General features: G+C 62.3%; 19 protein-coding genes, 1 tRNA gene and 2 riboswitches. Of the genes, 17 read left to right on the forward strand and 3 right to left on the reverse strand.

The window, feature by feature from the left end; all coding sequences use genetic code 11:
• Positions 1 to 2: 2 nt before the first annotated feature.
• Positions 3 to 950, reverse strand: a complete 948-nt coding sequence (locus ACR0D8_RS09345; RefSeq protein ID WP_480645867.1) for a DUF2726 domain-containing protein — start codon at positions 948 to 950, stop codon at positions 3 to 5.
• Between the two features lie 751 nt (positions 951 to 1,701).
• On the opposite strand from ACR0D8_RS09345, the gene ACR0D8_RS09350 reads away from it, so the two are divergent.
• Positions 1,702 to 1,779: transfer RNA gene (locus ACR0D8_RS09350), tRNA-Cys, on the forward strand.
• Between the two features lie 35 nt (positions 1,780 to 1,814).
• On the opposite strand, the gene ACR0D8_RS09355 is transcribed toward ACR0D8_RS09350, so the two are convergent.
• Positions 1,815 to 2,771 (reverse strand): NAD(P)-dependent oxidoreductase, encoded by a 957-nt coding sequence (locus ACR0D8_RS09355; protein ID WP_480645868.1) that lies wholly within the window; start codon positions 2,769 to 2,771, stop codon positions 1,815 to 1,817.
• A 111-nt stretch (positions 2,772 to 2,882) separates the two neighbouring features.
• Here ACR0D8_RS09355 and ACR0D8_RS09360 point away from each other — a divergent pair, with 111 nt between their 5' ends.
• The 8 genes from ACR0D8_RS09360 (at position 2,883) to cobJ (ending at position 12,100) form a co-directional block, all read left to right on the forward strand.
• Positions 2,883 to 3,767, forward strand: coding sequence for a LysR substrate-binding domain-containing protein (locus ACR0D8_RS09360; RefSeq protein ID WP_480645869.1), 885 nt, complete (start codon positions 2,883 to 2,885; stop codon positions 3,765 to 3,767).
• Positions 3,768 to 3,839: 72 nt separating this feature from the next.
• Positions 3,840 to 4,046, forward strand: a riboswitch (cobalamin riboswitch).
• Positions 4,047 to 4,140: 94 nt separating this feature from the next.
• The gene (locus tag ACR0D8_RS09365) at positions 4,141 to 4,521 is read left to right on the forward strand and encodes a DUF1636 family protein (RefSeq protein WP_480645870.1); all 381 of its coding nucleotides are present in this window, start codon (positions 4,141 to 4,143) and stop codon (positions 4,519 to 4,521) included.
• Positions 4,518 to 5,573 (forward strand): cobalamin biosynthesis protein CobW, encoded by a 1,056-nt coding sequence (cobW, locus tag ACR0D8_RS09370; protein WP_480645871.1) that lies wholly within the window; start codon positions 4,518 to 4,520, stop codon positions 5,571 to 5,573. Before ACR0D8_RS09365 ends, cobW begins: the two co-directional genes overlap by 4 nt.
• Positions 5,574 to 5,579: 6 nt before the next feature.
• The gene (gene cobN, locus ACR0D8_RS09375; RefSeq protein ID WP_480645872.1) at positions 5,580 to 8,873 is read left to right on the forward strand and encodes a cobaltochelatase subunit CobN; all 3,294 of its coding nucleotides are present in this window, start codon (positions 5,580 to 5,582) and stop codon (positions 8,871 to 8,873) included.
• A complete protein-coding gene (locus ACR0D8_RS09380) occupies positions 8,870 to 9,997 on the forward strand; it encodes a cobalamin biosynthesis protein CobG (RefSeq protein ID WP_480645873.1) in 1,128 nt (375 codons plus the stop codon). Before cobN ends, ACR0D8_RS09380 begins: the two co-directional genes overlap by 4 nt.
• Positions 9,997 to 10,626 carry a precorrin-8X methylmutase gene (locus tag ACR0D8_RS09385; protein WP_480645874.1) on the forward strand — a complete coding sequence of 210 codons (630 nt, stop codon included), beginning with the start codon at positions 9,997 to 9,999 and terminating at the stop codon, positions 10,624 to 10,626. Before ACR0D8_RS09380 ends, ACR0D8_RS09385 begins: the two co-directional genes overlap by 1 nt.
• Positions 10,623 to 11,351 carry a precorrin-2 C(20)-methyltransferase gene (locus ACR0D8_RS09390; protein WP_480645875.1) on the forward strand — a complete coding sequence of 243 codons (729 nt, stop codon included), beginning with the start codon at positions 10,623 to 10,625 and terminating at the stop codon, positions 11,349 to 11,351. Before ACR0D8_RS09385 ends, ACR0D8_RS09390 begins: the two co-directional genes overlap by 4 nt.
• Positions 11,348 to 12,100 carry a precorrin-3B C(17)-methyltransferase gene (cobJ, locus tag ACR0D8_RS09395; RefSeq protein ID WP_480645876.1) on the forward strand — a complete coding sequence of 251 codons (753 nt, stop codon included), beginning with the start codon at positions 11,348 to 11,350 and terminating at the stop codon, positions 12,098 to 12,100. Before ACR0D8_RS09390 ends, cobJ begins: the two co-directional genes overlap by 4 nt.
• On the opposite strand, the gene ACR0D8_RS09400 is transcribed toward cobJ, so the two are convergent.
• Positions 12,073 to 12,822, reverse strand: a complete 750-nt coding sequence (locus tag ACR0D8_RS09400; RefSeq protein ID WP_480645877.1) for a cobalt-precorrin-6A reductase — start codon at positions 12,820 to 12,822, stop codon at positions 12,073 to 12,075. The genes cobJ and ACR0D8_RS09400 overlap by 28 nt on opposite strands.
• On the opposite strand from ACR0D8_RS09400, the gene cbiE reads away from it, so the two are divergent.
• The 8 genes from cbiE (at position 12,821) to ACR0D8_RS09440 (ending at position 19,106) form a co-directional block, all read left to right on the forward strand.
• Complete coding sequence (gene cbiE / locus ACR0D8_RS09405) at positions 12,821 to 14,020, forward strand: precorrin-6y C5,15-methyltransferase (decarboxylating) subunit CbiE (RefSeq protein WP_480645878.1); 1,200 nt, start codon at positions 12,821 to 12,823, stop codon at positions 14,018 to 14,020. The genes ACR0D8_RS09400 and cbiE overlap by 2 nt on opposite strands.
• Entirely contained in the window at positions 14,017 to 14,385 is a 369-nt protein-coding gene (locus ACR0D8_RS09410; RefSeq protein WP_480646402.1) for a cobalamin biosynthesis protein, read from the forward strand. The genes cbiE and ACR0D8_RS09410 overlap by 4 nt, the downstream gene beginning before the upstream one ends.
• Positions 14,382 to 15,176 carry a precorrin-4 C(11)-methyltransferase gene (cobM, locus tag ACR0D8_RS09415; protein WP_480645879.1) on the forward strand — a complete coding sequence of 265 codons (795 nt, stop codon included), beginning with the start codon at positions 14,382 to 14,384 and terminating at the stop codon, positions 15,174 to 15,176. Before ACR0D8_RS09410 ends, cobM begins: the two co-directional genes overlap by 4 nt.
• On the forward strand, positions 15,169 to 16,485 hold the full coding sequence (locus tag ACR0D8_RS09420; RefSeq protein WP_480645880.1) for a cobyrinic acid a,c-diamide synthase CobB: 1,317 nt from the start codon (positions 15,169 to 15,171) through the stop codon (positions 16,483 to 16,485). The genes cobM and ACR0D8_RS09420 overlap by 8 nt, the downstream gene beginning before the upstream one ends.
• The gene (cobA, locus tag ACR0D8_RS09425) at positions 16,482 to 17,210 is read left to right on the forward strand and encodes a uroporphyrinogen-III C-methyltransferase (RefSeq protein WP_480645881.1); all 729 of its coding nucleotides are present in this window, start codon (positions 16,482 to 16,484) and stop codon (positions 17,208 to 17,210) included. Before ACR0D8_RS09420 ends, cobA begins: the two co-directional genes overlap by 4 nt.
• Complete coding sequence (gene cobF / locus ACR0D8_RS09430; RefSeq protein WP_480645882.1) at positions 17,203 to 17,946, forward strand: precorrin-6A synthase (deacetylating); 744 nt, start codon at positions 17,203 to 17,205, stop codon at positions 17,944 to 17,946. Before cobA ends, cobF begins: the two co-directional genes overlap by 8 nt.
• A 43-nt stretch (positions 17,947 to 17,989) precedes the next feature.
• A riboswitch (cobalamin riboswitch) is annotated at positions 17,990 to 18,196 on the forward strand.
• 36 nt (positions 18,197 to 18,232) lie between these two features.
• Entirely contained in the window at positions 18,233 to 18,403 is a 171-nt protein-coding gene (locus ACR0D8_RS09435; RefSeq protein WP_170741109.1) for a CbtB domain-containing protein, read from the forward strand.
• Positions 18,404 to 18,407: 4 nt separating this feature from the next.
• Positions 18,408 to 19,106 carry a CbtA family protein gene (locus tag ACR0D8_RS09440; RefSeq protein WP_480645883.1) on the forward strand — a complete coding sequence of 233 codons (699 nt, stop codon included), beginning with the start codon at positions 18,408 to 18,410 and terminating at the stop codon, positions 19,104 to 19,106.
• Positions 19,107 to 19,132 lie beyond the last annotated feature (26 nt).

The raw sequence follows: 19,132 nt of genomic DNA on the forward strand, positions 1-19,132 counted from the left end.
GACTAAGTTAGAGACCCACCCTTGCCAGCCGCAAACGCGGCCATCAAGTCAGCTTGGGATCGACTACCTCCTCCACCCATCAGCAACTTGTAACCCAATGGCCCTAACGCTTTCAGCTCTGAAAGCACTTCTCCAGCTTCCCTGACGACATGCCCGTTCCCGCTCGCAACAAGGCTGATATTCTCTAACAGGTCGTCAGATGCCATTCCATCTGCGAATTGGGCAATTTCTGAGGGTACAGTCCCCACATTGGCGAGAAAACCAGAAGACGCCAGCACAACTCTAAGGCTTGCTGTACCAATGATTGGACCCTTGTTTGAGTTAATGGCAGCAAACGCGCGAATTCGTCCGTCTGGGGCTTGTACCTGTAGACGGCTAACGGTGAGGTGTGGGAGCTCATCGTCAGTTAGACCGGCGCTCTCCAGCGCGCCCGTAAGTTTGCCATTTGCGTTCCCTATGAAATCGAATTCGCTATCAAATATGTGTCTCGCGTCAGCTTTCAAAAATCCGCTCAGCATGAATGGCTCGTCTTGAGGAATTGTTCCCTCTTCCTTCATTTGTGAGAAAACTCGAGCATGAAAAACAAGTTCGACCAAGTACCGCGTCAGCGTGATCGCATTTATCTGTCGAACCTCTTCGAACCCAAATATTCGAAAGAGGGGCAAGTTTGCTTTATGACAAATTGCATCCTTCTTTTCATCGTTGAAGGGGTCGTGCCCCGGACCATCAAACTCTATTGCCGCGATCAACTCTTGTTTCTCATCTATGAGTGCAAAGTCGAAATGCGCTTGCAACGCGTAGGTACCAAGACTTCGTTGGTTCAGTTTCTGGATATCAATCAGGTCCGCGATCCGAACCTTTTCATGCAATTCAGCTCCGTGTCGCTCGACGGCAGCCCGGATTTGTCGCCGTATTTGATCTTCGCTACGATTACGGAATTTTTTGAGCATAAAATCACTTAGCAGGTATGTAAGACAAAAAACAACAACCACAACCGAAAGCAACAGCCACTAGATAACAATGAACTTCACACGTCACATGCGCTCGAATTACCCATGAAAGGTCGCGCCTCAAAGAACCTACTGGTTCTCTGGCTTGGGCTGGTGAGCGTGGTGGTGGAGGTGAGTGCGTCTCAATGTTTTTAGTTTTTTTGGTATATATAAATTTTCTCACGCGTAATAGGGCTATCACCACCCTCACCACCTCCACCACATCCTTTATTTTCAAATATTTAGAAGGGTAAATTGTGGTGAGTTCGTGGTGACTGTGGTGACTTTTAGGTTCCGATGAGGTGTTTTTTGCCTTATTCCTTCTCTGCCGGACAACGGCAGAGGCCGTATTAGTCTCCTTTTCTTGGGTAATCGGGGTGATTTTTTTTGCACCCCACACCACCCTGGGCGCGGGACAGCAAACGCAAGAATGGAGGAGGCGATGGCCCTCGGCGATGAGGTGAATGAATAAGGCTTGATAGCGGGCAGTCGCCATGAGAGACAATAGGCGCTTTCTATAGAGACCCCGACCCAATGACTGCCCGTTGCGCCCAATTGAGGCTGTCCAGCGATTGGCCATGTGCTGATGGCCAATCATGCGTATTTGTTTTGAAGCACCGCAGCTTGGCCACTCGAGAAAACCAATGAAACCCTTTTACGCGCTGCTGCTAAACCATTGATCTTTCGTGGGCGGGAAGAGGCGTATTTTACAGGTTTATGTAGTAAAAACAGCAACCTAATGTGGATTGCAAATCCGTGTACACCGGTTCGATTCCGGTACTCGCCTCCACCCTCCTGATCAAATCTCACCTCCGGCACTGGAAATCACGCGTCGGCGCGACCTTGAGGGATGACTTCGTAGCCGGGCTCCTCGGGTTCGTCGTCCAGCATTTCCGTCGGGAAACCCGGCGCCCGGATTTCCAGCCCCGTCGCATCCTCCAACCTCTTGATAATGTTCGGGGACAGCTCCCGCTCGCCATACCGGGCGATGGCGTCATCGAAGATGCGGATCATCACCGGGTTGATTTCCAATGGCACGCCTGCGCGGTCCGCGACCTCCTGAAACAGTCCGATATCCTTTTTCACAAGGTCCATGGTGAAGGAGATATCACGGGATCCGTTGAGAATGACCTGGCTTTCCGTTTCGTGCACGAACGAGGTGCCGGACGAGATTTTGATGGCCTCGTAAGTGGTATTAAGGTCCATGCCCGCGGCCTTGGCCGTGACCAGCGCCTCGGCACAGGTGATCAGGTTGGCTGTCGCCAGATAGTTGGTGAGAACTTTCAGAACCGATGCCGAACCCAATTCGCCCGTATGCAGCACTCGCCGGCCCATCGTGGTCAGAAAAGACAGAATGTTTTCGAACGTCTCGCGGTCGCATCCGGCGAAGATCGAGATATTGCCGGTCGCGGCGCGGTGGCACCCTCCGGACACGGGGCAGTCAACGGCAGCCCCGCCGCGAGCGATCACCTGGGCGCCAAGGCGTTTGACCTCGGCCTCATCCGTGGTCGACATCTCCATCCAGATTTTTCCCGGACCGACTTCTGGCAGCATCTCCTGCATCACAGCATCCGAAGCCGCAGGCGAGGGCAGGCAGGTGATGACGGCGTCGCAGTCGCGCATCAACTGCGCCGGTCCCTCAGCCGCCCTGGCGCCCTGTGCCACAAATTCCGCCACCAGGTCCGGGTTCAGATCGTGAACGGTAAGGTCGATACCGTTACGCAAAAGCGAGCCCGACAGCTTTGCGCCCACATTTCCCAAACCGATAAAACCGACTTTCATTTATTCCTCCGGAAGCGTGTTCTGTGTTGTTTCGCGGCAAGTATCCATGTTGCCTTTCTGAAAGGAAAACGAATAATAATGCAGGTAATGGTCAAGTTTAGTTGGTGATAAATGGACCGCCTGCCAAACCCCGCCTGGCTGCGCAGTTTTGAATCTGCCGCTCGGCATCTGAATTTTACAACCGCGGCGCATGAGCTTGGATTGACCCAGACGGCGGTGTCTTTGCATATACGGTCTCTGGAAGCGGAACTGGGGCAAAAACTGTTCACCAGAAACGCGCGGCGACTGGAGCTGACCGAACTGGGACAGTCCTATTCCATGACGGTGCGGCGCGCGCTTGGGGATATCGTCCTGTCGACCAACAGCCTGTTCGGCCCGGCCTCCCGTCAGACGCTGACGGTCAGAGCGGCGATTTCGACTGCGACCTACTGGGTCGCGGCGGAACTGCCGGACTTCACCACCCGGCACCCGGGTATTCCGGTTCGGCTGGTGTCGCATATCTGGAACGACAGTATCGCGCCCAATGATGTGGACGTCGAAATTCGCCTCGGCTACGGCGACTGGCCGGGCGTAAAATCCGAGAAGCTGACGGAGGAAAGACTGGTGCCGGTGTGCCGGGCCGATGCCGGGGTTCCTGCCCCCGGCACGATTGGCGACGGCCCGCTGATTCACATCCTGGGATACGAGGACAACTGGGCGCGTTATTTCCAGGCCAATGGCATCTCCCCTTCGGACCGGTCACCCCGGCATTCGGTGGATACAACGGTGGCGGCGCTGCAACTTGTCATGGCGGGCGCGGGCTACGCCACGATTCTTGAACGGTTTGCCCGAAATGCAATCCGGCAAGGTGCGCCGATCGCGATTGCGGGTCCGGCGATTCCCTTTGCCCAGTCTCATTACCTGATCACCGCACAGGGGGCTGCGCATCAGACAGCGGCGGCCGGATTGTTTTGCGCCTGGTTGCGGGATCGGCTGAGTACGGATGCCGCTGACTGACATTGGCAGGTCGCTTTTCCGACCTTGAGCATTTCGACACCTTGCTGATGCTTGACAACCCCCCTGCCCGTGCCGCATGTCCCTTGCGTTGGTGTCCTCGTAAGAGGATGAAAAGGGAATGCGTCAGCGGTACTCCGTCAAACGCAGCCGCCCCCGCGACCGTGACCGGAGAGGGTGCCCAATGCCACTGGCCCGCAAGGCCGGGAAGGCGGGACATCTGCCAGAGCGAAGCCTCTGACATCCGCAAGCCGGGAGACCTGCCAGCACCCGAAGATGTAACCGGACGGGGTGTTCCGGTGTCGGGTCCATGTGCAGACGCGTGGCCCGCATGAAACCCCGTCCCCCGCGAAGAGGATTTGGGGGGATGAGAGACATGACCGAGACCGCACCTGTCGAGTTGCTGGTCTGCACCACTTGCCGTCGTGGGCTGCCCATCGAAGATGACGCGCAGCGACCCGGCACCCTGCTGCACAAGGCACTTGAACAGGCTGATCTGCCCGAAGGCGTAAAGCTGAAACCGGTCGAATGCCTGTCGAACTGCGATCAGGGCTGTTCCGTCGTGTTGCGCGGTGGCCCCGCACGCTGGACCTTTGTCTATGAGAACCTGAACGAAACCGACCACGTCGAAACCATCGTTGAGGGCGTCACCAAGTACCTCGCGACCCAGGATGGTCTGGTCAAATGGCGCGAGCGCCCCGAACATTTCCGCAAAAACTGTGCGGCCCGCATTCCCCCGATTGGAGCCCTGAAATGAGCACTCTAGAGAAACTTCCCGTCACTGTGATCACCGGCTTTCTGGGCTCGGGCAAGACCACGCTGGTCAAGCACCTGATGCAGAACCCGCAGGGCAAGCGTCTGGCCGTCGTGGTCAACGAATTTGGCGACGTCGGCGTCGATGGCGACATCCTCAAGTCCTGCGCCATTCCCGACTGCCCGGCGGAAAACATCATGGAGCTGGCCAATGGCTGCATCTGCTGCACCGTGGCCGACGACTTCATCCCGACGATCGAAGCGCTGATGGCGCTGGAGCCGCGCCCTGACCATATCCTGATCGAAACCTCGGGCCTCGCCCTGCCCAAGCCGCTGCTGAAGGCGTTCGACTGGCCCGATATCCGTTCGAAAATCACCGTGGATGGCGTGATCGCGCTGGCCGATGCCGAGGCTGTTGCCGCCGGTCGGTTTGCGCCGAATGTCGAGGCTGTAGACGCCCAGCGTCTGGCCGACGACTCCATCGACCACGAAACGCCTCTGTCCGAGGTATTCGAGGATCAGATTTCCTGCGCCGACATCATCCTGCTGACCAAGCCCGATCTGGCGGGTCCGGAAGGTGTGGCCAAGGCCAAGGCCGTCATCGCCGCCGAAGCGCCCCGCCCGCTGCCCGTGGTCGAGGTTGCCGAAGGTGTCGTGGATGTGCGCGTGGTTCTGGGCCTGGAGGCCGCCGCCGAGGACGATATGGACGCGCGCCCGTCGCATCACGACGGCCATGACGACCACGAGCATGACGATTTCGAAAGCATCATCGTCGAACTGCCGGAACAGACCAACCCTGCGGCGCTGGTTGCGAATATCGAGCGTCTCGCCAAAGAACTGAACATCCTGCGCGTCAAGGGCTATGCCGCCGTTCAGGGCAAACCGATGCGCCTTCTGGTGCAGGCCGTGGGTGCCCGCGTGCGTCACCAGTATGACCGCCCGTGGGAGCCCGGCGAAGAACGCCGTTCGCGTCTGGTGGTCATTGCCGAGCATGATGACATCAACGAGGCAGCGATCCGCGATATCCTTGTGGGCGTGGCCGAGGCCGCCGAGTAACCGCACATGCACGTCGTCTTCCGCGAAAGCCACGGGTTAGAGGAAACAGAGACCCCAACCGATCTGGGCCAGAGCCCGGCGGATCTGGTGGTGTTGTCGTTCTCCGACAGCGACCTTGGCGCTTTCGCGGCAGGCTGGCATCGCGGTGGTGGGCCCGAGGGGCGGATGCCGACGATGCGGCTGGCCAACCTGACGGCGCTGAAGCATCCGCTGTCTGTCGACACCTATGTCGAACAGACGCTGGAGGGGGCCAAAGGCATCCTGATCCGCCTGATCGGCGGCGTGCCTTACTGGTCCTATGGGTTGCAGCAGGTTTTGACACTGGCGCAATCCAAGGGCATTGCCTTGGCCGTATTGCCCGCCGATGGGCGAGAGGACACGCGGCTGGACGATTATTCCACCCTGCCCGTTTCAACCCTGCGGCGTCTCGCGCATCTGTGCGACACCGGCGGAGAGGTCGCGGTACAGGCGGCTTTGGCGCAGATGGCGCTGGCGGCAGGGTTGTATGCCGGTCCGGTCATGGGGGCGAAAACGATCCCCGAATATGGCGCCTGGTGCCCGGATCGCGGCGTGATCCCTGTGGACACGGCGTTTGCGGGCGACGCGAAACGCATCCTCGTGACCTTTTATCGTGCTTATCTGACCTCAGCGGACACCGCCCCGGTCGCGTCCTTGATCCACAGCTTGCGCGCGCGTGGGTTCGAGGCTGTGAGCGTGTTCGCCCCGTCGTTGAAAGCCCCCGCTGCGGCTGAGTGGTTGCGCGAAAACATCGTAGAAATGCAGCCGTCGGCGATCATCAACGCTACTTCATTCTCGGGCAAGGGCGCGTCGGGCACCTCACCTCTGGACGCCGCGAATGTCCCGGTGTTTCAGGTTGCCCTTGCCACGTCTCGCCGCAAAGCCTGGGCCGAGGCGGAACGCGGGCTGTCCCCCGCCGACCTCGCCATGCATGTGGTACTGCCCGAGGTGGACGGGCGGATTTCAGCAGGCATTGCCTCGTTCAAGGAACCGGGCAAGCGCGACCCGCATCTGGAATATTCCCGCTTTGCCCACCGAGCCGAGTCTGAGCGGGTCGAAGCCATCATCGACCGGGTTACCGGTTGGCTTAACCTGAGTGACAGGCCCAAGGCTGATAAGGTTCCGGCGCTGGTGCTGTCAACTTATCCCGGCAAGGACTGGCAAATGGCCCATGCGGTGGGCCTCGACGCTCTGGCCTCGGCCGAGGCGATGCTGTCCGATCTGCAGGGCGAAGGCTATGATACCGCGCCCGCTGAGCCAATTGCCGAGACGCTGCTGAACGCGCGGTTGTCATGGCCGTTGCAGGACTACCTGGCCGCACTGTCGGACCTGCCCGAACAACTGCGCGCAGACCTGCAAACCGTCTGGGGCAATCCCGAGGATGACCCGGCATTCGCGGATGGCGCGTTCCACTTCACCGCACTGCGTCGCGGCAAGGCGCTGGTCGCCCTGCAACCCGAACGCGGCACGCCCGAGTTGCGCGATGATGAGTATCACGACCTGTCGCGCACGCCGCGTCACAGCTATGTCGCCTTCTACCTGTGGCTGCGCAAAGGGCTGGGTGCGGATGCGCTGATCCATATCGGTGCGCATGGCACGTTGGAATGGCTGCCTGGCAAATCGGTGGCGCTGTCCGCCAACTGCTGGCCCGAGGCGCTGATCCGTGATCTGCCGGTGATCTACCCGTTCATCGTCAATGATCCCGGCGAAGCCGCACAGGCCAAACGCCGGATCGGGGCGGTGACGCTGGGCCATATCCCGCCGCCGATGAAGGAAAGCGGCACGCCGGACCGGATGGTGCGGCTGGAATCGCTGCTCGATGAGTTCTCGAATGCCGACGGGTTGGACCCGAGGCGCCGCGACCGGTTGCAATCGGATATCCGGGATGAAGCGCAGGCCATCGGTCTGGAAAACGATCTGGGGCTCAATCAGGCCACCTGCACCGCCGAGGCGATCACCCGGATCGACCGTTTCGTCTGCGATATCAAGGAAAGCCAGTTCGGCGACGGGCTGCACGTTTTTGGCCGGGTGCCGGACGTGACGGGCAATTTCGATCCCGCGCCTTCGGCCCATGCCGAAAGCCGCGCTCTGATTGACGCGCTGGCTGGAAAACGGATCGAGGCTGGTCCTTCGGGCTCCCCCTATCGCGGGCGTTCGGATGTGTTGCCCACCGGTCGTAATCTCTACACCACCGACCCGCGCTCGGTACCCACGCGCGCCGCTTATACGCAGGGCGTGAAACTGGCCGAGGAACTGGTGCGGCGGCATTTGCAGGAAGAAGGCGATTATCCCAAGGGGCTGATCGTAGACCTTTGGGGGTCGGCCACCATGCGCACGGCGGGCGAGGAATTCGCCATGGCGCTGCACTTGCTGGGTGTGAAGCCGGTCTGGGACAAAGGCTCGGAACGGGTGTCGGGCATCGAGGTATTGCCGATCACCGATCTCAGCCGCCCGCGTCTGGACGTGACCCTGCGCGTCTCGGGTCTGTTCCGGGACGTGTTTCCAACGCTCTCGGCGCTTTATGGTCAGGCGGTCCGGGCGTTGTGCGACCGCGACGAAGCCCCCGACTGGAACCCCTACGCCGGTCAGGCCCCTGCCGCCCGCGTCTTTGGCCCCGCACCCGGCAGCTATGGTCTGAACATGACCCACCTGTCCGAGACCTATACCGACGAGGCCCGCATAAAGGCGGGCGAGGCGTGGCTGGACGCCAGCTCCTTTGCGCTGGAAGGCGAACACATCGCGCAAGATGTCGATGGTATCACTCAGCGCGTCGCCAATGCCGACAGTTTTGTGCATTTGCAGGACCTGACCGAGACCGACCTGTTGCTTGCCAACGACTATGCCACGCATGAAGCCGGTTTTGCCGCCGCCAAAAAAATCACCGGAGGCACTGCGCAGCTGTACCATCTGGACAATACCAATCCGGAAAACCCGCGCGCCCGGACGCTGCCCGAAGAAATCAGCCGCGTGGTGCATGCCCGAGCCGCAAATCCAAGCTGGATCGCGGGGATGCAACGCCATGGCTTCCGGGGCGCGGCCGAAATCGCGGCAACGCTGGATCACATGGCATCCTTCGCGCATCTCTCCGGCACCGTCGCGCCGCATCTCTTCGACCTCTACCACGACGCCACGCTGGGCGATCCGCAGGTCGACGCGTTCCTGCAAGACGCCAACCCACGGGCGCATCAGGCCATGCAGGACCGGTTCCGCGCTTTGCTGGAGGCTGGTCTTTGGAACACGCGCCGGAATTCGATCCGCGCCGATCTGGAGGGGCTGGGATGAGCACGCCCATCGTCCAAGGCTGGTGCCCCGGCGCACACCGTCCGATGATGTCCGGCGACGGTCTGGTGGTGCGCGTGCGACCCCGTCTCGCCCGGCTGAGCACTGAGCAGGCGCTGGGTTTATGCGAACTGGCGGAACAGTTCGGAAACGGCACCATCGACCTGACCAACCGCGCCAATCTGCAACTGCGTGGGGTTCAGGAAAACGATCACAAGCCGTTGCTCGACAAACTTGCAGCACTGAATCTGCTGGATGCCGAGCCCGGCATTGAGGTGCGGCGCAATATTCTGGTCTCGCCGCTTTATCAGGCGGGCGATCTAACCGCGCGGCTGGCTCAGGAACTGATCGACCGGCTGGCCGAATTGCCTGTCCTGCCCGCCAAGTTCGGGTTTGCCATCGACACTGGTCCGGCGCGCCTGCTGGCAGCGGATTCGGCCGATATCCGGCTGGAGACCGGCCCTGACGGCCTGATCCTGCGCGCCGACGGGGCCGAAACCGGGCGGCGCGTGACCGAGGCGGATGCCATTGATCACCTGATCGCGCTGGCCAAGTGGTTCGCAGACACCTACCGGCCCGAGACCCGCCGCATGGCGCGCGTGGTCGCGACGGAAGGGCTTGCGCCGGAATGGCAGGGCAGCACGGCAGGGCCTTTTGGGTCACCGATTCAGCCCGGCACCTGCGATCCCGGCATCTTCTACGGCGCAGCCTTCGGGCAGTTGCCCGCGCGACCGCTGTTCAACCTGATTGACAAAAGCGGCGCTGCCGCCCTGCGCGTTACCCCGTGGCGGCTGTTCCTTCTGGAAGGCGGGGCGGCGATACCTGCCCCGGACTTTGTCTCGGATGGCACTGATCCGCTGATGACAACCGACGCCTGCCCCGGCGCACCGTTCTGCCCGCAGGCGCAGGCGGAAACCCGCGAGATCGCGCGTGTGTTGGCCCCGCGCGTGCGCGGAAGCCTGCATGTTTCCGGCTGTGCCAAGGGATGTGCACGGATGGGTCCCGCCGACGTCACTTTGGTCGGCCAGAACGGACGATTTAATCTTGTCAAACAGGGCCGCGCGGGGGATGAGCCCCGTCAACGCGGGCTGAGCACCGAAACACTAAAGACCATGGACTTCACCTGATGCCCTATGAATACGAAACCGATGGCGCGGCGATTTATAAGCAAAGCTTTGCCACCATTCGGTCCGAGGCCGATCTGGCCCGGTTTGACGCCGATGAAGAACAGGTCGCGGTTCGCATGATCCATGCGGCCGGCATGGTCGGGCTGGAAGAGTTCGTGCATTTCTCGCCCGGTTTCGTGGCCGCCGCCCGCACTGCGCTGGAAAACGGCGCGCCGATCCTGTGCGACGCCCGTATGGTCAGCGAGGGCGTGACCCGGTTCCGCCTGCCCGCCGATAACAAGGTAATCTGCACCCTGCATGACGACCGCGTGCGGCCGTTGGCAGCTGAGATGAGCAACACCCGCTCGGCCGCAGCATTGGAACTGTGGCGCCCGCAATTGCAGGGCGCGCTGGTCGCTATCGGGAACGCACCCACGGCGCTGTTCCACCTGCTGAACATGCTGGAAGACCCCGATTGCCCCCGCCCCGCCGCCATCATCGGCTGCCCGGTGGGCTTTGTCGGCGCGGTCGAATCCAAGGACGCCCTGTGGGAAGCGCAGCCGGTCCCATCGTGCATTGTCAAAGGTCGCCTCGGCGGCAGCGCCATCACCGTGGCGGCCATCAACGCAATCGCGAGCCGCGCGGAATGAGCGCGGGCAAGATATATGGCCTGGGCCTTGGTCCCGGCGACCCGGATCTGATGAGCGTTCGGGCGGACCGCCTGCTGCGCGCGGCCAAACACGTGGCCTTTTTTCGCAAACCCGGACGCAGCGGTCAGGCGCGCAAGATCGTCAATGGCATGATCCCCCGTGATGCGGTCGAATTCCCGATGGAATACCCCGTCACCACGGAAATCCCGGTCACCGATCCGCGCTATAACCAGCTGCTGTCGGTCTTTTACGAAGACTGCGCCGCGCATCTGAAGGCGCTGTCGGACAAGGGTGAGGACGTGGTGGTTCTGTGTGAGGGCGACCCGTTTTTCTACGGCTCTTTCATGCACCTTTACAGCCGCTTGCGGAACGCAGCTGAAGTGGAAGTTGTCCCCGCGATCACCGGCATGTCCGGCGCGTGGACGGCGACGGGTGACCCGATCACATGGGGCGATGACGTCCTGACCGTTCTGGTCGGCACTCTGCCCGAAGACGATCTGGCGCGGCGCATGGCGCAAACCGACGCGCTGGTGGTGATGAAGATCGGACGCAATATCGACAAGGTGAAACGGGCGTTGAGAACCGCAGGTCTTTACGACCGCGCCTGGATTGTCGAATTCGCCCAGATGCCGAACCAGACAGTGACAAAGCTGTCCGAAGCCTGCGCGAAGGTAACCCCCTATTTCTCGATCATCATCGTGCATGGTCAGGGGCGGCGGCCATGAGTGGCTGGGTCAAAATTGCAGGGCTGGGACCGGGCAATGAAGATCTGGTAACGCCCGAAGTCTCGGCCGCGCTGGCCGAAGCAACGGATGTGGTCGGCTATTTCCCCTATGTCGCGCGCTTGGCGGAACGCCCCGGCCTGACCCTGCACGCCAGCGACAACCGGGTCGAGATCGACCGGTCCCGGCACGCGTTGCAGATGGCGTCCGAGGGGAAACGCGTGGTCGTGGTGTCCTCGGGCGATCCCGGCGTGTTCGCCATGGCAGCCGCTGTGTTCGAGGCGCTGGAGAACGGTCCCGAAGACTGGCGCGACATCGACATCGACGTGCTGCCCGGGATCACCGCGATGCTGGCGGCGTCGGCACGGGCGGGCGCGCCATTGGGGCATGATTTCTGCGCCATTAACCTCAGCGACAATCTCAAGCCATGGTCCCTGATCGAAAAACGCCTGCGTCTGGCGGCGCAGGGGGATTTCGCCATGGCATTCTACAACCCACGCTCGAAGTCCCGACCGGAAGGGTTTGTAAAGACCCTGGAAATCCTGCGGGAGGAATGCGAGCCCGAACGGCTGATCCTGTTCGCCCGCGCCGTTTCACGCGCGGATGAAGTGATCCGCGTCTCAACGCTGGCCGAGGCCACCCCTGACATGGCCGACATGCAGACGGTGGTTATCGTGGGCTCCTCGCTGACCCGTGTGATCGAACGCGACAGCGCCCCAATCGTCTACACCCCGAGGTTCACGCCCGAATGAGCCAGCCAGTCCAGAACCTGTGCGACACTCGACAGCTCGGTCCGCTGCGGCAGGGCCGGACGGTCGATCATCAGCAAAGGCAAGCCCAGCGCCCGCGCGGCGTCCAGCTTGGCGCGTGCACCGGTGCCGCCTGCGTTCTTGGACACGATCAATTCGCATCTGTGGCGCTGCATCAATGCCCGGTCATCCGCTTCGGTGAACGGCCCGCGCGACACGATCACGTCGCACTGCGGCAAGGGCAAGACATCCGGCTCATCGACCAGCCGCAACAGGTAATGGTGTTGGGGTTGAGCGGCAAAATCCTCAAGATGCATCCGGCCCACGGCCAGAAAGACACGTCTGGCCGCGCCGGACAACGCGTTAACCGCGGCGGCAATGTCAGGTACGTGGCGCCAGTTGTCCCCATCCTGCGCGCGCCACTCCGGTCGGGTCAGCGCAGCAAGCGGCACCCCGGCGTTACGACAGGCGCGTACGGCATTCCCACTCATCTGCGCGGCAAAGGGGTGGGTGGCATCGACCACATGCGTCACCTCATGATCTTGCAGATAACGCTCCAGACCGGCGACACCGCCGAAACCGCCGACGCGCACCGGCATCGGTTGCGGGCGTGGCGTTCCCACACGTCCGGCGTAAGAATAGGTTGCCGGGATGCCCTGCCCGGCCACGGCTTTTGCCAGCGCATTGGCCTCGGTCGTGCCACCAAGGATCAGGAGGTTGGTCATGTCTGAAACTCCGTGGCTGACGGTTCTGGGCTTGGGCGAAGATGGACCGGATGGGCTGCCGCCTGCAAGCCGTCAAGTTCTGGACCATGCAGAAATCATCATGGGTCCGCCGCGCCACCTGACGCTGATCCCGGACAGCGATGCAAAACGCGTCGAGTGGCCGGTACCGTTTTCCGACGGACTGCCGATCCTTCAGGGGTTTCGCGGGCGACCGACCGTTGTTCTGGCCTCGGGCGATCCCTTCTGGTTCGGCGCAGGCTCGGTGATCGCGCGGAATTTCGAGCCGGGCGAATGGACCGCGCTGCCCGGGCAATCGACTTTCTCGCTGGCCGCCGCGCGGCTGGGCTGGCCGCTGGAAAGCACACAGACCTTTGGTTTGCACGCGGCGCCTCTGACGCGGCTGCGCCCGCATCTGGCCCCCGGATTGCGCGCCATCCTGCTGCTGCGCAATGGCGCGGCGGTGGCGGAACTGGCGAGCTACCTGACCGAGACCGGTTTTGCCGACACCCGGCTGCATGTGATGGAAGCCCTTGGCGGCCCTCGGGAACGGGCGCGCAGCGTCTCGCTGACCGAGGCACTGCTGGGCTCGTTCGATCACCCCGTCTGCGTCGGGCTTGAGGTCGCCGGCACCGGACCGGCCTTTCCCAAGGCTTCGGGCAAGCCGGACGAAATATTCGAAAACGACGGGCAAATCACCAAACGGCCGATCCGGGCGCTGACCCTCTCGGCGCTGGCCCCGCAAAGGGGTGAGCATCTGTGGGATATCGGCGGCGGCACGGGATCAATCAGTATCGAGTGGCTTATGTGTGACCCGACCCTGATCGCAACCACGATTGAGCCGCGCTCAGATCGCGCCGAGCGCATTCGCCGCAATGCGGACGCGCTGGGTCAGGATCGACTGAGTGTCGTGCATGGCACCGCCCCCGACGCGCTGAACGGCCTGCCCTTGCCGGACGTGGTATTCATTGGCGGGGGCCTAAGCGCCGATCTGCTCGAATGGCTGCGTGCAACTCTGCCTAGCGGGACCCGGCTGGTTGCCAATGCCGTGACACTGGAAAGCGAAGCCCTGTTGGCGCGATGGCAGGAGAAACTCGGAGGCGAGCTGTTGCGGATCGAATTGGCGCAGGCTTCCGCATTGGGCCCCCGGCGCGGTTGGAAATCCGCCTATCCGGTGGTGCAGTGGAGCGTGACCCTATGATCATCGCCGGGCTGGGATTTTCGTCGACGGCCACAGTGGACAGCCTGCGCGCGGCTTTTGAACTCGCCAGTACCGGGCAGAGCGTGGATGCCCTGGCCACCGTTGCCGACAAAGTAGGCCATTCCGCGCTGATTGATTTCGCATCGGTCACCGCCTTACCCATCCATTTTATCGCGTCCGCTGATCTGGCGGGGCAGCGAACCCTCACATGCTCGAACCGCAGCCGGGCCGCCTATGGCACCGGCAGCGTCGCCGAAGCAACCGCCCTTGCCGCCGCTGGGCCCGGCGCGCGGCTGACCGCACCCAGACAGATTTCGGACGACCGGCTTGCAACATGCGCCGTCGCCATCGGAGGACAGATATGACCGTTCATTTCATTGGCGCCGGACCGGGTGCTGCCGACCTGCTGACCCTGCGCGGGCGCGATATCATCGCCGCCTGCCCGGTCTGTCTTTACGCCGGATCGCTGGTGCCCGAAGAGATTCTGGGCCATTGCCCCGAGGGCGCAAGAATCGTGAACACCGCGCCAATGGATCTGGATCAGATCATGGCCGAGATCGAGACTGCACATCAGGCCGGACAGGATGTGGCTCGGTTGCATTCCGGCGACCTGTCCGTCTGGTCGGCGATGGGCGAACAGATCCGCCGCCTGAAAGAGATGGGCATTCCGGTCAGCGTGACCCCCGGCGTGCCCTCCTTTGCCGCCGCTGCCGCCGCGCTGGGTACGGAACTGACCCTGCCCGGACTGGCGCAGTCGGTGGTTCTGACCCGAACACCCGGGCGCGCATCATCGATGCCCGAGGGCGAGACGCTGGAAAATTTTGGGCGCACCGGCGCGACTCTGGCGATTCACCTGTCGATCGGCAATCTGGACAAGGTGATCGCCGATCTGGTTCCAGCTTACGGTGCCGATTGCCCCGTCGCCGTGGTGTACCGCGCCAGTTGGCCGGACGAGCGGATCATCCGCGCGACATTGGCGACTTTGAAGGGCGCGCTGGACGAGAGCATTTCGCGCACCGCGCTGATCATGGTCGGCCCGGCGCTGGCGGGTGAAGGTTTTGATGAAAGCTGCCTCTATTCAAAAGATTACGACCGCCGCTATCGCCCGCAAAGCGCCGACAGCCCGTGGTCGAGCTGGAGCCACGGCGATGACTAACCCGCCGGGCCTTCTGATTTCCGCGCCATCTTCGGGCACCGGAAAAACTACGGTTATGCTGGGCCTGCTGCGGGCCCTTGCCGAGGACGGCCTGACCGTGCAGCCGTTCAAGAGCGGCCCGGACTATATCGACCCGGCCTTTCACCTTGCGGCGGCCGGGCGCGCCTCGTTCAATCTGGACAGTTGGGCGATGGGAGATTCCCTGCTGAACGCCATTTCGGCGCAGGCCGAACGCGCCGATATCGTTGTCGCCGAAGGCTCCATGGGCCTGTTCGACGGTGTCGCCAAACCCGGCGAACTGGGCCACGGGTCCAGCGCCGAGACCGCCTTGCGCATGGGCTGGCCGGTGGTTCTGGTGCTGGATGTGGGTGGTCAGGCGCAATCGGCGGCGGCCACGGCGCTGGGGTTCCGGATGTACAACCCCGACCTGCCCTTTGCCGGCGTGATCCTGAATCGCTGCGCCAGCCCCCGGCACGAACGCCTGACCCGGCTGGGGATGGAACGCGCGGGGCTGCCGGTTCTGGGCGTGCTACCGCGTCGCGGAGACCTTACCCTGCCTGAACGCCATTTGGGTTTGATCCAGGCGGTCGAACACCCCGATCTGGAAAGCGCGATTGTTGGCTATGCGGCGTTTCTGCGTGAACACGTGGATCTGGAGGCGATCAAACAGGCGGCCTCCTCAGGCCCCAATGGGCCATCGTCAGCCGCGCTGCCGCGGCCACCGGCCCAGCGAATCGCGTTGGCGCGGGATGCGGCGTTTTCGTTCACCTATCCGCATTTGCTGGAAGGGTGGCGCGCTGCAGGGGCGGAAATTCTGCCGTTTTCACCCCTGGCCGACGAAGCCCCGGCGGCGGATGCCGATCTGGTCTGGTTGCCAGGCGGATACCCCGAGTTGCACGCTGGCACGCTGGCCTCTGCTGGGACATTCCTTACCGGATTGCTCAAACATGCCGAAACCAAGCCGGTGCATGGCGAATGCGGAGGTTATATGACCCTGGGGCAAGCGCTGATTGACAAAAACGGCGTTCGGCACCAGATGGCCGGGCTTCTGGGTCTGGTGACATCTTACGAAAAGCGCAAGTTCAACCTTGGCTATCGCAGGGCGCAGTTGCTGGCGCCAATGCCCGGATACCCGACGGATACTGCCCTGCGCGGGCATGAGTTCCACTATTCCTCGATCGTCGAGCAACCGGACGCCCCGCTGGCGCGCGTGTTTGACGCAGAAGGGGCCGAGGGGCCGCAAACCGGATCGGTGCGCGGCAATGTCACCGGCACATTTTTTCACCTGATCGCCGAGGCCTCGGCATGAGCGGTTTCGTCTCGTTCATCGGTTCGGGCCCCGGTGACCCGGAATTGCTGACGCTCAAGGCCGTGGATCGGATGCAGAAGGCCGATGCGGTGCTGTTTGACGACCTCAGCAGCGGACCGATCCTGAGCCATGCGCGCGACGACGCCGATCTGGTGGGTGTGGGTAAGCGCGCCGGACGGCCCTCGCCCAAGCAGGACCACGTCAGCCGACTTTTGGTGGATTACGCCAGAACCGGTGCCCGCGTAGTTCGGTTGAAGTCCGGCGATGGCGGATTGTTCGGGCGGCTTGAGGAAGAACTGGTGGCCTTGCGCGCGGCCGACATCGCGTATGAGATCATCCCTGGCATCCCGTCGGCTGTGGCCGCAGCGGCTGCGGCGGGCATCCCGCTGACCCGCCGGCTGACAGCGCGGCGGGTGCAGTTCGTGACCGGCCATGATGTCAGCGGCAAACTGCCCGAAGACCTGAATCTGCCCGCTCTGGCAGATCCGGATGCGACGACCGTGGTATTCATGGGCAAACGCACGTTTCCTTTGCTGGTCGCGGCGCTGCACTCCCATGGCCTGCCGCTGGAGACGCCCGCGCTGATGGCCGAATCCGTCTCGACCCCCGATCAGACACTGCATCGCGCGACCGTTGGGGCGCTGTCAGACAAGCTGAGCGCCGAAGTCGGTACGGCCCCGGCCTTGATCCTCTACGGTCCGCTGGCAGAGTTTGACGATGTTTGACCTGACCCTGATCGGCATCGGCACCGGCAATCCCGACCACGTGACCTTTCAGGGCGCGAAAGCCATCCAGTCCGCGGATCTGATCCTGATCCCGCGCAAGGGCGAGAACAAAGCCGATCTGGCCGGGCTGCGGGAAAAGATCATTGCCGAGGTAACAGATACGCCGCCCAGGATCGAATATTTCGACATTCCCAAACGCCGCTCGGACGATGGCTATCTGCGCGGCGTGGACGAATGGCACGATGCGATTGCCCTGCGCTGGCAGGCGGCCATCGCGGACCACCCGCAGGCCCGTCATGTCGCCCTGCTGATCTGGGGCGACCCGTCGCTGTATGACAGTTCCCTTCGAATCGCGGCACGGCTGAAGCCGCAGCCCAAAACACGCGTGATCCCCGGCATTACCGCCCTGCAGGCGCTGACCGCGGCGCATGCGATTCCGATCAACGATCTAGGCGCGCCCTATATTGTCACGACAGGCCGCCGCATCCGCGACGAAGGCTGGCCGGTTGGCACCTCGAAAGTGGCTGTGATGCTGGATGGCGAATGCTCGTTTCAGAACCTGGACATGGCGGATTATGACATCTGGTGGGGCGCCTATGTGGGCATGCAGGAGGAAATCCTGATCCAAGGCCCGCTGGCCGAGGTCGCCGGACAGATTCTGGAAACCCGGGCGCGGTCGAGATCCGATCACGGATGGATCATGGATATCTATTTGCTGAAAAAGCGCGGGAACTGACCAAAAAGGTCGCAAATGACGATTGCGCCACCGCCGCCATAACGGCTAAATGGAAACGTCTGGTCCTGCCGGAGACATCCGGATGCTAAGAGGGAATTTGGTGCGGCTGCCCCGGCAGTCAAATCCAGAGCCGCCCCCGCGACTGTAAGCGGAGAGCCCCTGTTCAACCAGCCACTCCTGATTTCAGGGGGAAGGCGAACAGAGGCACCGACCCGCAAGCCAGGAGACCTGCCAGGCGAAAAACGAAACACCGGCCGTCGGGTGCGGCGGCAGAGGAGAACAAATGATGGCAACACAAACAAAAACAGCATCCGCCGCGCGCACAGGCTTCGTTCCGGTCATGTTCGCAGTGGTTCTGGGTCTGGGTATCATCACGCTGACCGGTCACGTTCAGGCCGCGGCGCTGCATGATGCGGCTCATGACGTGCGTCACGCGACCGGCTTCCCCTGCCACTGAGACCATGTTCAGTCGTATTCTGACCAGCGCGTTGTTCGCTGGTGCTGCAGCGGGGCTGATAGCCGCCTTGCTGCAGTTGGTCTTTGTGCAACCTGTTTTGCTGCACGCCGAGCTTTATGAGTCCGGTGAACTGGTGCATTTCGGGGCCGAGGCCGTTTCCGCCCATCCCGAATTGCCGGGTATGTTCTCGGAACTGACCCGTGACGCGCTGAGCGTCATCTTCACCATGCTGACCTATACCGGCTATGCGCTGGTGATGGTCGCGCTGATGTCGGTGGCCGAAGGTCAGGGACACAGGATTGATGGCCGCACCGGCGTTCTGTGGGGTCTGGCCGGGTTTATTGCATTCCATCTTGCCCCCGGTTTCACGCTTGCGCCCGAGGTACCCGGCGTAGCCGCGGCCGACGTCTATGCTCGGCAGGTCTGGTGGTTTGCAACCGTTGCAGCCGCGCTCGTCGCCCTTTGGCTGATCGCCTTTGGCGGCAACCTGATCAGCTACGCCATCGCCGCGGCCCTGCTGCTGGCCCCGCACCTGATCGGTGCGCCCGAACCGGAAGTTTTCACCGGGCCGGTCCCGACCGAGATCGGCGCCCTATTTGCCGCGCGTGCCTTTGGCATCGGTCTGGTGGCCTGGGTTCTGGTCGGTGCGTTTGCCGGGTATTTCTGGCAGAGCGAAGGCAAGCGCGTCGAAGCGACGGCCTGATTATCGAACATCAAAACACACCGGGT

The sequence above is a fragment of the Ruegeria sp. BG10 genome (assembly GCF_056538575.1).

Bases quoted from the DNA above. Each gene is read 5' to 3' on its own strand.
- ACR0D8_RS09360 (WP_480645869.1), top strand. From the start codon at position 2,883: ATGGACCGCCTGCCAAACCCCGCCTGGCTGCGCAGTTTTGAATCTGCC.
- ACR0D8_RS09345 (WP_480645867.1), bottom strand. From the start codon at position 950: ATGCTCAAAAAATTCCGTAATCGTAGCGAAGATCAAATACGGCGACAA.
- ACR0D8_RS09380 (WP_480645873.1), top strand. From the start codon at position 8,870: ATGAGCACGCCCATCGTCCAAGGCTGGTGCCCCGGCGCACACCGTCCG.
- cobJ (WP_480645876.1), top strand. From the start codon at position 11,348: ATGAGTGGCTGGGTCAAAATTGCAGGGCTGGGACCGGGCAATGAAGAT.
- cobF (WP_480645882.1), top strand. From the start codon at position 17,203: ATGTTTGACCTGACCCTGATCGGCATCGGCACCGGCAATCCCGACCAC.
- cobN (WP_480645872.1), top strand. From the start codon at position 5,580: ATGCACGTCGTCTTCCGCGAAAGCCACGGGTTAGAGGAAACAGAGACC.
- ACR0D8_RS09355 (WP_480645868.1), bottom strand. From the start codon at position 2,771: ATGAAAGTCGGTTTTATCGGTTTGGGAAATGTGGGCGCAAAGCTGTCG.
- cbiE (WP_480645878.1), top strand. From the start codon at position 12,821: ATGTCTGAAACTCCGTGGCTGACGGTTCTGGGCTTGGGCGAAGATGGA.
- ACR0D8_RS09400 (WP_480645877.1), bottom strand. From the start codon at position 12,822: ATGACCAACCTCCTGATCCTTGGTGGCACGACCGAGGCCAATGCGCTG.
- ACR0D8_RS09435 (WP_170741109.1), top strand. From the start codon at position 18,233: ATGGCAACACAAACAAAAACAGCATCCGCCGCGCGCACAGGCTTCGTT.
- cobW (WP_480645871.1), top strand. From the start codon at position 4,518: ATGAGCACTCTAGAGAAACTTCCCGTCACTGTGATCACCGGCTTTCTG.
- ACR0D8_RS09390 (WP_480645875.1), top strand. From the start codon at position 10,623: ATGAGCGCGGGCAAGATATATGGCCTGGGCCTTGGTCCCGGCGACCCG.
- ACR0D8_RS09420 (WP_480645880.1), top strand. From the start codon at position 15,169: ATGACTAACCCGCCGGGCCTTCTGATTTCCGCGCCATCTTCGGGCACC.
- cobA (WP_480645881.1), top strand. From the start codon at position 16,482: ATGAGCGGTTTCGTCTCGTTCATCGGTTCGGGCCCCGGTGACCCGGAA.
- cobM (WP_480645879.1), top strand. From the start codon at position 14,382: ATGACCGTTCATTTCATTGGCGCCGGACCGGGTGCTGCCGACCTGCTG.
- ACR0D8_RS09365 (WP_480645870.1), top strand. From the start codon at position 4,141: ATGACCGAGACCGCACCTGTCGAGTTGCTGGTCTGCACCACTTGCCGT.
- ACR0D8_RS09440 (WP_480645883.1), top strand. From the start codon at position 18,408: ATGTTCAGTCGTATTCTGACCAGCGCGTTGTTCGCTGGTGCTGCAGCG.
- ACR0D8_RS09385 (WP_480645874.1), top strand. From the start codon at position 9,997: ATGCCCTATGAATACGAAACCGATGGCGCGGCGATTTATAAGCAAAGC.
- ACR0D8_RS09410 (WP_480646402.1), top strand. From the start codon at position 14,017: ATGATCATCGCCGGGCTGGGATTTTCGTCGACGGCCACAGTGGACAGC.